Source organism: Streptomyces sp. WG7 (genome assembly GCF_049975785.1).
Taxonomy (GTDB): Bacteria; Actinomycetota; Actinomycetes; order Streptomycetales; family Streptomycetaceae; genus Streptomyces.
This window is the reverse complement of the sequence record NZ_JBNGGE010000001.1, coordinates 267,591-279,433: the sequence shown is the minus strand read 5'-3', so window position 1 is coordinate 279,433 and position 11,843 is coordinate 267,591. Positions and strand designations below refer to the sequence as shown.

Sequence of the window (11,843 nt, the reverse complement as noted above, 5' to 3'; positions counted from 1 at the left end):
CTCCAGGCAAGGGTCAGGGCGGGGCAGGGGCCGGTCAGGCCGGTCGGGGCCGGTCAGGGCCGGTTGTGGCCGGTCGTGGGTCAGGCCGGTCAGGGCGGTCAGGGCGGGTCAGGCCGGTCAGGAGGCGAAGAGCCGGACGGTCCAGGCGGCGTGCTGTTCACCGGTGATGTCCAGCAGGGGAGCCGAGGCGGCGGGCAGGGCGGCCACCCCCTCCGTCGCCGTCCGCCGCGCCGCGTCGGTCGCGGCCTCGGCGACGGAGTCGAGTTCGTCGGCGAGCCGTGCCAGGACGCCGGTGGCGTCGAACGGGTCGAGGCTCAGCAGACGCACCGCGGCGGTCGCCGGACCGCCCACGCTCTCGTAGGCGGCGGCCTGGGCGGCGTCGAGTGGAGTGAGCCGGGCGGCGCGGGCGGTGACACCGAGCACGACCGGCTGGTGGGCGCCCTGGGGCCGGTGCCGGGCGAGGTGGTCCAGGTCGGCGCTGGGCCAGGTGGCCCGCGCCGCGCGCATCAGTTGACGGCCCAGGCGGCGTGCGGTGCGGCGCAACGCCGGTACGGGGGTGCGGGTGTCGGCGGCTTCGTCCAGGGCGAGGGCGTCGTAGCCGTCGGCGGCGGCCGCGGCGAGGCCGGCCGCGACCAGTCCGGCGGTGTGCAGCCGGCCCCGGCAGAACGCCTCCAGGCTCGCGGTGTCGTGGACCCGGCCGGAGGCGACGGCGGCCTCCATCCCGCCGGAATGGGCGTGCCCGCCGGCGGGGAAGCGGCCGTCGGCCAGGACGAGCAGGGCAGTGCGGCTCATGGGGCGGCGGGACCGCCTTTCGTGAGGAGGTGCCGGGTCGGCCGTGCGGGCGCGCGCCACGACCCGGCCGAGACGGTCAGAACAGGAAGTACCGCTGCGCCAGGGGCAGCTCGGTGGCGTAGTTCCGTCCGACTTCCTGCCCGTCGACCGTGGTGCGGACGTCGGAGGTGGTGGCGCCGCCGATGGTGACGTCGAAGGTGTCGGGGTCGATGTCGATCTTCGGAACGCCGTTGTTGTGGACCATGTCGGCCTTGGTGACCCCCCGCGTGGAGCGGATCGCGCGCAGGGGCTTGAGCAGCCCGGTCCGGGAGAGTTCGCCGTCGAGGGCGGCCTCGGCCACGAAGTTGAAGGAGTTCGACGCCGGGGCGCGGCCCTGGAAGCCCCAGACGGGACGCGGGAGGTAGGGCTGGGGGGTGGGGATGGAGGCGTTGGCGTCGCCGATCTGGGCGTAGGAGATCTGGCCGCCCTTGATGACCATGTGCGGCTTGACGCCGAAGAACTTCGGCTCCCACAGCACCAGGTCGGCGAGTTTGCCGGTCTCGACGGAGCCGACCTCATGGTCGATGCCGTGGGTGATGGCCGGGTTGATCGTGTACTTGGCGACGTAGCGGCGGGCACGGAAGTTGTCCGCGTGCGCGTCGTCCTCGCGCAGGTGGCCGTAGCGGGACTTCATGACGTGCGCGGTCTGCCAGGTCCGCATGATCATCTCGCCGATGCGGCCCATGGCCTGGGCGTCGGAGGACATCATCGAGATGGCGCCCATGTCGTGCAGCAGGTCCTCGGCTGCCATGGTGGACGGCCGGATCCGGGAGTCGGCGAACGCCATGTCCGCCTCGACCTCCGGATTGAGGTGATGGCACACGATCATCATGTCGACGTGCTCCTTGACGGTGTTGACCGTGAAGGGCCGGGTCGGGTTCGTCGACGCGGGCAGCACGTTGGGCTTGCCGGCGAGGCTGATCATGTCGGGGGCGTGGCCGCCGCCGGCGCCCTCGATGTGGAAGATGTGCAGGCTGCGGTACTTGGCCTTCTTGGACTTGCGGTCCTCCTTGGTCGCGGCGAAGGTGCTCTGCACGAAGCCGGCCTCGTTCAGCGAGTCGGCGTGCAGTGCGACCTGCACACCGGTCTCGTCGCACACGGTCAGCGCGGCGTCGATCACCGCCGGGGTGGCGCCCCAGTCCTCGTGGATCTTCAAGCCGAGGGCGCCGGCCGCGACCTGGTCGTGCAGCGCCTTCTTCGAGACGGTGCTGCCCTTGGCGAGCAGGCCGATGTTCACCGGGAAGGAGTCCAGCGCTTCGAAGGTCCGCTGGATGTGCCACTTGCCCGGCGTCACGGTGGTGGCCGTGCTGCCCTCGGCCGGGCCGGTGCCGCCGCCGATCAGTGTCGTCACGCCCGACGCCACCGCCTCGTGGATCTGGTTCGGGCAGAGGAAGTGCACGTGGGTGTCGACGCCGCCCGCGGTCAGGATGCGGCCCTTGCCGGAGATCACCTCCGTCTCGGGGCCCACGACGAAGTCCGAGGCACGCGGATCGTCATTGGGGCGGGGCGTCATGGTCTCCGGGTTGTACGCCTTGCCGATGGCCCGGATGCGGCCGTCGCGCAGCCCGACATCGGCCTTGACCACCCCCCAGTGGTCCAGGATCAGCGCACCGGTGATCACGGTGTCCACCGGCTCGCGGGGGTCGTCACGCGGGATGTGCGACTGGCCCATCGACTCACGGATCACCTTGCCGCCGCCGAAGACCATCTCGTCGCCGCTGCGCCCCGGGCCACCGCACCAGTCCGCGTCGATGCGCAGGACGAGATTGGTGTCGGCGAGCCGTACCCGGTCGCCGGCGGTCGGACCGTACAGGTCGGCGTAGCGGGAACGCAGCAGCGGATCCCAGGGCTTGTCCTTCTCAGCCTTGCTCGGCATCGAGGTGCTTCTCCTCTTCGCTCTTGTCGGCCTGGAGCCCGTGGACGATCCGCTCGCCGGCGATCGGCACCAGCATCACGGTGCGCTTGTCACCGGGCTCGAACCGTTCGGAGGTGCCGGACGGGATGTGCAGCCGCATTCCGTGGGCCGCCTCACGGCGGAACTTGAGTCCCTCGTTGGCCTCGGCGAAGTGGAAGTGGGAACCCACCTGGACCGGGCGGTCCTTGGGATTGCGCACGACCAGCGGCACGGGCGTCGCCCCGTCGTTGAAGGCCACCCGGTGTTCGTCCTCGTCCGGCAGCAGTTCCGGCTTGCCGGGATGGACGTCCACCTTGGTGGACGCCTCGTCGAACGGATCGCTGATGGTCACCAGCTTCGTGCCGTCCGGGAACGTCGCCTCGACCTGGACGTTGTCGACCATCTCCGGCACGCCGTCCATCACCTCGCTGCGCTGCAGCACATGGCGCCCGGACTCCATCACCGCGTCGACCGTCGCCCCGGCCCGCGCCTCCTCGAAGACATGCGCGGTCAACAACGCCATGACCTCGGGATAGTTCAACAGCAGACCGCGCTCACGCCGCCGCTGGGCGACATCGGCCGCCACGTGGATCAACAGACGCTCCTGCTCATGCGGAGTCAGGTGCATGCGGCTCCCCCTCTCCTGTTTTCTCCTGTTTCCGTCACTTCACCCGTGCGGCAAGCACCACGAAGCGGAAGGCAGATACCGAAGATGCCGCCCGTCGTACCTGCCGCAGACCGATCCTGGGAGAGGGGAGAACCCAGGGGCGGCGAAACGGACCGGTCGGCCCTGATGGAGTGAACCGGGGGCATAGGGCGCATGTGGGGCGCGACGCCCGCGTGCAGGGTGGAGAGACTCCGGCGGCTTCCGTGAGTACGACTCCCTGAGGGAACTGCACCGCGCCTCGCGTCACTCCGCCATCGCCGCGCTGCCAGGTGTACTGGGTCTCGCGGTCACCGTGCAGGCGGTGTTCACCGCGCTGCTCGCACTCGGCGCGTACCTCGCCCTCGGCGGGGGCATCGGCGCGGCCGAGGTGCTCGCGGTCCTGGTGCTCGCCGCCCGCTGCGCCGACCCGCTGCTGTCCCTCACCGAAATGATGTGGTGGCATCCGCGCCGCCCGCGCCGAACTCACCCGCCTCGACGACGTCCTCCACACCGAGCCGCTGCCGGAGCCTCACGCGCCGCGCGAACCGGCCGGTCACGACATCGTGTTCGACGCGGTCACGCTCGATCTGGCACGAATCTGGCACGGTCGCGGACTGTCGTTGAGCGTCAGTGTGCCCTGAGATGATGCGCCGCCGGTACTAGGCTGCGTCCCAACCGAAGCGCCCTTCCAGACCATCAGGGCTGAGGTAGGCAAACCCGGCGCCGTGTCCGAAGTTGAGGAAGTACGGCCCGGTGTCGCCGGTGCAGACCAAGGCGAAGAAGAACCGCCACGGTGCCTCGACGCCGGCCCACATCCGGTGGTCCGCTCTTCCTCCGATGTAGTTGTCCACATCGAAGCACCCATCCTTCTCCAGGTACCGCTCCTGCTCCTCCGGGACCGGCCGCATTTCGATCCGGAACTCCACCGGTACCTGCTCGTCCTCGGCGTCGAACGCGAAGAGTGATCGCCCCCTGGTCCCGGCTGGTCCGACGGTGGCGAACCCGGGTATCCGCCCGCCGGGCTGGATGAGCAGCACGGACTCTCCGTCCTCAGGGTCCATGCCGCCGGTCTCGTAGTCCTCGTACGACAGGAACAAGTACGCCATGCGGAGCTCGTCGTCGGGCTCGACGGGGACCGGGATCTGCCCGATGAAGTCGAGCGGCTCACCTGTGCGGGGGTTCAGGGGCCAGCAGGGCTCCTCCAGCCATACGGGGTCGCCACCCAGCTTGGCGACGGGCTCGGTGATGGCGTCGTCGACCGGGTGCATGCACATCTCCACGCGAGGGAGGTACCCCGCGTCGTGAGGGCCGGCGGCCCCCTCAACTGGCTGCGGAAACATGTTCGGACTGTAGACGCCGGCGCTGACAGCTTCGGTAGCCGCAGTTAGCGCTCGTTGCTTTCCGAAGACGTTTCCGGATCTTGCGCTCCGCCCTATCCCGCCAGCTACCCAATCCCGGAGCCTGAGCGCCCCCGCCGGAGGCATCGCCTTGAGCCGCACCCGCGTCCGTCCTCGGCCGCATCGTGGGTTCGTCACCCATCACCCCGAGCTGTCAGGCGTGCGGCCGACGGCCGGGCGGCTGTAGAGGCGAACCCGGCCCGCTCGCCGACCGGTTGGCCCGGCGTGCCGTGCAACCGCGAGGGCCGGCCGACCGAGATGATCACGAAGGGCACCAGCAGGCGCCGCGAGCAAGCACCGGAAGGCGACGGCGGATTGAAGCCGGCCGGTCCGGGGCCGGCTTCCGTGGTTCAGACGGGGGTGCTCTCGTCGGGGACGAAGGGGTCTCCGTGGCCGGGGACGATCAGGGCGGGCTTGAGGGCGAGGATCTTGCGGCGGGAGGCGCGCAGGCCCTCGTGGTCGTCGGAGGTGGGATCTTCGGCGGGGCCGTGGACGCTCCACCAGGCGTGGGTAAGGACGACGGTCCCTTCGGCGGTTTCCGCGACGGTGGAGATGTCCTGGGGAGTGTGGCCAGGCGTTTCCATCAGGCGGATCGAGGGGGAGAGCTGGTACCCGTCGGCGGGACGGTCGTACCAGAGGTGGTTGTGGTAGGCGGCCCAGACGTCGTGGGCGCGCGCGTTGGGGAACAGGGCGGCGTTGAGGGTGTGGTCTGGGTGGTGGTGGCTGAAGACCACGTCGGTCACCTGTTCGGGGCTTACGCCGGCGGCGGCGAGCGGGTCCAGGATGAGTTTGCGGTCCTCGACCATGCCGGGGTCGACGACGACGATCGTGTCGCCGTCGCGCAGGAGGCAGACGGTCGAGGCGACGTGCCACGGCTTCTCGCGGCCGTCGCGGTCCGCGTTGCGTGCGTCGAGGCTGTCGTAACCGGTGGTCAGCAGGGTGAATGTGGCCGTCATGAGAGGCGATGGTCCTTCGTTGATCGTGGGGAACGACCGGATGGAGGGCGAGTTGGGCCGTCCATGCCGGGGGCTTGAGGGCGTGCGAAACCGCGCCCCGGCGCGGGTCCGGTGAACCGGCGGCGGGGCGGGGGTGGCTCGACTCAGTCGGTGGTGGTCTGCGTGCGGCGGGCGTAGGCGCGGGCGGCGCGGGCGCGGTCGCCGCAGCGCACCGAGCACCAGTGGCGGCGTCCCGCGCGGAGCAGGTAGCGGTTGCAGGGGGTGGAGGGGCAGGCCGTCAGCCGTTCGGCGTCGGGTCCGGTGAGCAGGTCGGCGGCGTCGGCGGCGAGGATGCCGAGGGCCTGGTCGACGATCTGGTCGATGGGGTGCGGGGCGGTGCGGTGCATGCCGCGGACCGAGTCCCAGCCGAGCGGGGAGGCGGTGGGCACTCGCGTGAGGGCGTCGTTGACGGCCGCCAGCGCGGTGGCGGGAGCCGGATGCCCGCCGACCTGGGCGGCGAGCAGGGCGCGTACCTGCTCGCGCAGGGAGCGCAGACGTGCCGCGCAGATCTCCTGCATGCCGGCGTCCGCGGGGGCCAGGTTGTGGTCCACCAGCCACTGGTTGGCGCCGGAGGGCGTGCCCAGCGCATCGAGGAACTGGCCGCCCGGCAGGGCGATGGCGCTGTTGGCCAGGTCGAGGGCGGGGTATTGCTCAGCGCCCGGTGCCGGGGGCAGCCCCGGGCCGACTGCATCAACGGTGGCGGTATCGGTCTCACTCACATACCTCACGCTACAGCTTGCTTCTATCCGTGACAAACGCCTATGGTCACGGATGTAAGCCAATCTATCCGTGAGGTGATTTCGTCATGGCAGCAACCGGCACGTCCAGCGAGCAGGTCCCCATCCGTGTCTTCGGCGGTCCGACCGCCCTCATCGAGTACGGCGGGCTGCGGTTCCTGACCGACCCGACCTTCGACGCCCCCCGGCACCTACCCCTCCGGCCTGGCCAAGACCGCGCCCGCCTCCGCCACGCCCGCTGATCTGGGCCGTATCGATGTGGTGCTGCTGTCGCACGACGAGCACGACGACAACCTCGACGCCTCGGGCCGGGCCCTGCTCACCGATGTCCCCCTGACTCTGACCACGCCCAGTGGCGCGGGCCGGCTGGGCGGCACCGCACGCCCTTTGAAGGACTGGGAGTCCATCGAGCTCGACCGCCCCGGTGGCGGCACGGTCACCGTCACCGGCGTCCCGGCCCTGCACGGGCCCGGGGCACGCGCGGACCTCGAACCCGTTGTCGGCGAGGTCGTCGGTTTCGTCCTGAGCGGTGACGGCCTGCCCACCGTCTACGTCAGCGGCGACAACGCCCAGCTCTCCCTGGTCCGTGAGATCGCCGACCGGTCGGGCCCGGTGGACACCGCCGTACTGTTCGCCGGCGCGGTCCGCACTCCTGTCCTGGACCGCGCGCTGCTCACGCTCGACAGCGCTCAGGCCGCCGAGGCCGCCCGCATCCTGGGCGCCCGCCGGATCGTGCCGGTCCACTTCGACAGCTGGGCCCACTTCACCGAGGGCCGCGAGCAGCTCGTGGACGCCTTCACCACCGCCGGACTGATCGACCGCGTCGAACTGGCCTGACACCGAACGCCCTGGCCCCGCGGTGCATCACGCGCGCACCGCGGCGGTCCTTTCGCCGGCCCGGCCACTCGCGCCAGGCCGACGCACCGCAGAAGGAATCCCCGTGAACGACCCGATCAGGGGCACGGCGCGCGGCTCCGCTCCCGCGCCGCTGTCCGTCCTCGACACCGCCCTGGCCGGCCGCGGCGTCAGCGCCGCCGACGCCCTGTCCGGCAGCATCGCACTGGCCGAACTCGCCGAGAGGCGCGGTTTCACCCGCTACTGGGTGACCGAACACCACTCCATGCCCGGCGTCTCGTCCTCCAGCCCCGCCGTCCTGCTGGCCCGGCTGACCGCCCACACCACGCGGCTGCGGCTCGGGGCGGGCGGAGTGATGCTGCCCAACCACCCCCCACTGATCGTCGCCGAGCAGTACGGCCTGCTCCAGGCCCTCGCTCCGGACCGGATCGACCTCGGTCTGGGCCGCGCCCCGGGCACCAACCAGGCCACCGCCGCCGCCCTGCGACGAGGCCGCTCCGACGACGACTTCCCGCAACAGGTCGTCGAGCTGCTGCGCTTCCTCGACGACGACTTCCCCGAAGAGCACCCCTACCGCGAGCGCGTCTACGCCGTGCCCGGACCGGGACAGGACAAGGAGAACGGTCTTCCGCAGACGACCGGCCGCCCCTCGGTCTGGCTGCTGGGATCCTCCGGATACTCCGCCCAGCTCGCCGCCCGCCTGGGCCTGCCCTTCGCCTTCGCCGCGCACTTCTCTCCCGATCACGTCGCCGGTGCGCTCCGGCTCTACCGCGACCGGTTCACCCCCTCGGCCGTCCTCACCGAGCCGTACGCACTGGCCAGCTTCGCCGTCATGGCCGCCGACGACGAGCACGAGGCCCTGCGCCAGACACGCAGCTACGCCCACAGCATGATGCGCATGCTCCACGGCAAGTCCTACCTCGTGCCCACGGCCGACGAGGCGGCTTCCTACCCCTACACCGCCTCGGAGCAGCTGGTTCTCGACCGCTGGACCAACACCGTCCTGCACGGCACGCCCGACCGGGTCACCGTGCACCTCGACCGCCTGCACGAGGCCGCTCGGCCCGACGAAATCATGATCGCCAGTGTGGGCCACACCCCTCAGGCGCTCCTGCGCTCGACCGAACTGATCGCCGACGCCTACACCCTGCCGAGCACACCGGTCCCCGTGTCCGCTCGCTGACGGCCCCGGGCAGCTCGCACGGGCCACCTGGCTCGCAGCCGGACAGGACCACGTAAGGCACCCCAACACCACGCCCGCCCACAACCATTGGGCTTGTAACGGAGACACCATGCCCCACACCGCGACTACGCCACCCAGCGTGTCGGCAGACGCCCCACCGGCCACTCCCGGCCCTTCGCTCCCCGAGACGCAAAAGCGCATCCTGGTCATCCTGCTGGCGTCCCAGATCCTCAGCGGCGTAGGACTCGCGGCCGGCGTCACCGTCGCCGCCCTGCTGGCTCAGGACATGCTCCACTCCACCACTCTGGCCGGGCTGCCCAGCGCCCTGCTCACCGCAGGCTCCGCCCTCGCCGCCGTCACGATCGGCCGCGTCTCGCAGACCCGCGGGCGCCGCCCCGGCCTGGCCGCCGGCTACCTCGCAGGCGCTCTCGGCGGTGCCGGAGTCGTCGTCGCCGCCGCCCTCGACAACCCCGCCCTGCTGTTCATCTCCCTCTTCCTCTACGGCGCTGGAACCGCCGCCAATCTCCAGGCCCGCTACGCCGGAGCCGACCTCGCCGCCCCGCGTCACCGCGCCCGCGCCCTGTCCACCGTCCTGGTCGCCACCACGCTGGGCGGCGTCGTCGGCCCCAACCTGACCGACCCCGCCGGACACCTCGCCACCGCCCTTGCACTGCCCCCGCTGAGCGGCCTGTTCCTCGTCTCCAGCGCGGCGTTCGCCCTGGCCGCACTGACGCTCCTGATCTGGCTGCGTCCCGACCCCCTCATGCTCGCCCGCACCCTCCCCGCCGAGCCGGAGGGACCGGAGCGCACCGGCACAGGACCGGCGCCCCACGTCCAGCAGCCCGCCACACACCGCCGCCCCGGCCTGCCGCTGGGGGTAGTGGTGATGGTCCTCAGCCAGCTCGTCATGGTCGCGATCATGACGATGACCCCCGTGCACATGCACGACCACGGCCACGGCACCGCCGCCTCCGGCCTCGTCATAGCCCTCCACGTCGGCGCGATGTACCTGCCCTCACCCCTGACCGGAGCACTCACCGACCGCTACGGCCCCACCGTGACGGCCGCCGCCTCCGGACTGACCCTGTTGGCTGCCGGCATCCTCGCCGCCGCCGCGCCGGCCGACTCCGTCCTCCTGCTCACCGTCGCTCTCATCCTGCTCGGCATCGGATGGAACTTCGGCCTCGTCAGTGGCACCACCATCATCACGAACGCCGTCCCCCTGGCCACGCGAGCCAAGACCCAAGGCATGGTCGACGTCGCCATCGCCATTGCCGGCGCCACCGGCGGCATGACCTCCGGGATCGTCGTCGCAGCGGCCAGCTACCCCTTCCTCGCCCTCACCGGCGCCGCCTTCGCCCTCGCCCTCCTCCCCGCAGTCATCGTCACCGCCCAGAAAACCCCGCCCCGTACACCGTCCTCGGAACGCTGACAGACCAGCGCCGACCGTCAGCCCCCCAGTCACTCCGCAGCGACTGAAACGCCAGACGCACGAAGGCTCCTCGCCGTGGCGCCCGCCCCCCACACGGGCCTGGGGGCAGGGAGGCAACGAGGACAGAGACACGTTGCCCCTGCAACAAGGGCAGGTTCCGCACGTGGAAGACATGGGCGTCCGAGATAGCGCCGTCCCGGGCCCGGTCGATGGCGTCGGCGGCCGCATGGCCGGCCAGCCGCTCGATCTCCTCCGGAACCTCCCGTTGGTCCAGCACGCAGAGCCTGCCGTCGACGAGCTGGGTGGTCACCTTCCAGCCGAGACGTCCTCCGGCCTCCCGAGCGGCTCGCCGGACATCCTTGAGCTCACCCATCTCCGTGAGATCGTCGCGGCCCAGGATCAGCTGACCGTAGTAACCCTCGTACTGCGGCTTCAGGCCGGCCCGCATCAACGTCTCAAGCCGGTCCACCAGCTTCCCGTGCCGGCGCCGGGCCAGTCCGTCCTTCGCGGGCATAGCGCACAGCTCCCCACCTCTGCCCGCAGCCCGTGTGTGCCATATATGTGCTGCGAGTGCGAAGGCCCTCCCGTCCGACGGACGGAAGGGCCTCTGACCAGGTGCGCTGAGGCTGCTGGCGGTGACTGGTGCGACGGACGGCCGGACGGAGACGCTGGCGTGCCTTCCCGTCCGGTGTCGTTGATGTCAGCGGTGGATGTCAGGATCTGCCTGGCCCGTGGTTCCGTGTGGGCCGGCCGTCATCACGGGTACCGGGACCGGGCGGGAACCGTTGGCCAGTGACTCCGCGCCGGCCACACCGACCAGTGACGCGGCCACGGCGGGTCGTACCGGTACCAGCGGTGGCTCTCCGTGCTCCATCGTGGCCCGGAAGGCGCGCAGTACTCGTACGGTGCCCTCGGCCCCGCGTGCCACAGGTTCCCCGGCGAGGGTGAAGGGCGGAGGGGTGCGTTCCTCCTCGCGTGTGTGGCCCTCCGGGGCCGCCCAGCCCTCCGTTCTGACACGGACCGACCAGGCCCGTTCGCCGGCGGCCCGGACGGACTCGGCCAGCGCCTTGGTACCGCGTACGGAGATCCAGCTCCAGTGACTGTCGGGCTCGCCCTGGAGGAACCCGTGCCGGGTGAGGGCCAGCGCCCCGCTGGACAACCGGACCGCCATGACGACCGCGGCGCGTGGGTCCGCCTCGTCCGCCGGGAACGCCGACACTTCCACCGGCCAGGCGTCCGTGAGGGCCAGCACCGGCGAGAGGGCGTGCGTGCAGTACGCCGTGGGAGCGATGCGCCCGCGCCAGTGCGCCGGATCGCCGATCAGGCCCGCGACCTCGGCCGGGGACATGCCGTGCAGATAGTCCGCTTCGATCAGGCTGATCCGGCCCAGCTCCCCGGCCTCGATCGCCTGCCGGATGAGACGGACGTGCGGATGGGCCACGTAGTTCTCGGCGAAGGAATAGGTCGCGGACGACCTGTCCGCCGCCGCGATGAGCCGCTCCCCCTCCGCAGCGTCCACGCACGCCGCCGACTCGGACAGCACGTGCACCCCACGGTCCAGGAACGCGATGGCCAACGGCGCGTGCTCGTCGAAGTCGTTGGCCAGGACGACCCCGTCAAGACGGTGCTCCAGCAGCTCCTGCCACCGTTCCACCAGCACCGCGCCGGGCAACTGCGCCCCCGCCACGGCACGGCGTTCGGGATCGCGGTCACATGCCGCCACGACCTCCATGCCCACCCTGCGGCTCCAGTCCGCCAGGTGAAGCCCCATCCTGAGCCCTACCACTCCTACCCGCATACAGACATCCTCTTCCGAACTACCGCTCCTTCACAGCTGATTTCCCACCGTGAGAACGCAGCAGGTGGAGGCACC

General features: G+C 71.2%; 10 protein-coding genes and 1 pseudogene. 3 read left to right on the top strand and 8 right to left on the bottom strand.

Annotation, left to right across the window (positions count from 1 at the left end; genetic code table 11):
- Positions 1-117 precede the first annotated feature (117 nt).
- The 6 genes from ACP4J0_RS01215 to ACP4J0_RS01190 all read right to left on the bottom strand — a co-directional run bounded on the left by ACP4J0_RS01215 (position 118) and on the right by ACP4J0_RS01190 (position 6,482).
- Positions 118-792, bottom strand: a complete 675-nt coding sequence (locus tag ACP4J0_RS01215) for an urease accessory protein UreF (RefSeq protein ID WP_426596702.1) — start codon at positions 790-792, stop codon at positions 118-120.
- 76 nt (positions 793-868) lie between these two features.
- Positions 869-2,707, bottom strand: coding sequence for an urease subunit alpha (locus ACP4J0_RS01210; protein WP_426596701.1), 1,839 nt, complete (start codon positions 2,705-2,707; stop codon positions 869-871).
- On the bottom strand, positions 2,691-3,353 hold the full coding sequence (locus ACP4J0_RS01205) for an urease subunit gamma (protein WP_426596700.1): 663 nt from the start codon (positions 3,351-3,353) through the stop codon (positions 2,691-2,693). The genes ACP4J0_RS01210 and ACP4J0_RS01205 overlap by 17 nt, the downstream gene beginning before the upstream one ends.
- 677 nt (positions 3,354-4,030) lie before the next feature.
- The gene (locus ACP4J0_RS01200) at positions 4,031-4,639 is read right to left on the bottom strand and encodes a hypothetical protein (RefSeq protein ID WP_426596699.1); all 609 of its coding nucleotides are present in this window, start codon (positions 4,637-4,639) and stop codon (positions 4,031-4,033) included.
- Positions 4,640-5,118: 479 nt separating this feature from the next.
- Positions 5,119-5,724: an MBL fold metallo-hydrolase gene (locus tag ACP4J0_RS01195; protein WP_383287527.1), complete on the bottom strand. Its 606-nt coding sequence runs from the start codon at positions 5,722-5,724 to the stop codon at positions 5,119-5,121.
- Between the two features lie 143 nt (positions 5,725-5,867).
- Positions 5,868-6,482: a CGNR zinc finger domain-containing protein gene (locus ACP4J0_RS01190; protein WP_426596698.1), complete on the bottom strand. Its 615-nt coding sequence runs from the start codon at positions 6,480-6,482 to the stop codon at positions 5,868-5,870.
- A gap of 86 nt (positions 6,483-6,568) precedes the next feature.
- On the opposite strand from ACP4J0_RS01190, the pseudogene ACP4J0_RS01185 reads away from it, so the two are divergent.
- The 3 genes and pseudogenes from ACP4J0_RS01185 to ACP4J0_RS01175 all read left to right on the top strand — a co-directional run bounded on the left by ACP4J0_RS01185 (position 6,569) and on the right by ACP4J0_RS01175 (position 9,970).
- Positions 6,569-7,337, top strand: a pseudogene (locus ACP4J0_RS01185) (MBL fold metallo-hydrolase).
- A 103-nt stretch (positions 7,338-7,440) separates the two neighbouring features.
- Positions 7,441-8,538 (top strand): LLM class flavin-dependent oxidoreductase, encoded by a 1,098-nt coding sequence (locus ACP4J0_RS01180; protein WP_426596697.1) that lies wholly within the window; start codon positions 7,441-7,443, stop codon positions 8,536-8,538.
- Between the two features lie 109 nt (positions 8,539-8,647).
- Positions 8,648-9,970 carry an MFS transporter gene (locus tag ACP4J0_RS01175; protein WP_426596696.1) on the top strand — a complete coding sequence of 441 codons (1,323 nt, stop codon included), beginning with the start codon at positions 8,648-8,650 and terminating at the stop codon, positions 9,968-9,970.
- Here ACP4J0_RS01175 and ACP4J0_RS01170 read toward each other — a convergent pair.
- Positions 9,924-10,484: a hypothetical protein gene (locus tag ACP4J0_RS01170; RefSeq protein WP_426596695.1), complete on the bottom strand. Its 561-nt coding sequence runs from the start codon at positions 10,482-10,484 to the stop codon at positions 9,924-9,926. The genes ACP4J0_RS01175 and ACP4J0_RS01170 overlap by 47 nt on opposite strands.
- A 186-nt stretch (positions 10,485-10,670) precedes the next feature.
- Positions 10,671-11,741: a Gfo/Idh/MocA family protein gene (locus ACP4J0_RS01165; RefSeq protein ID WP_426596694.1), complete on the bottom strand. Its 1,071-nt coding sequence runs from the start codon at positions 11,739-11,741 to the stop codon at positions 10,671-10,673.
- Positions 11,742-11,843 lie beyond the last annotated feature (102 nt).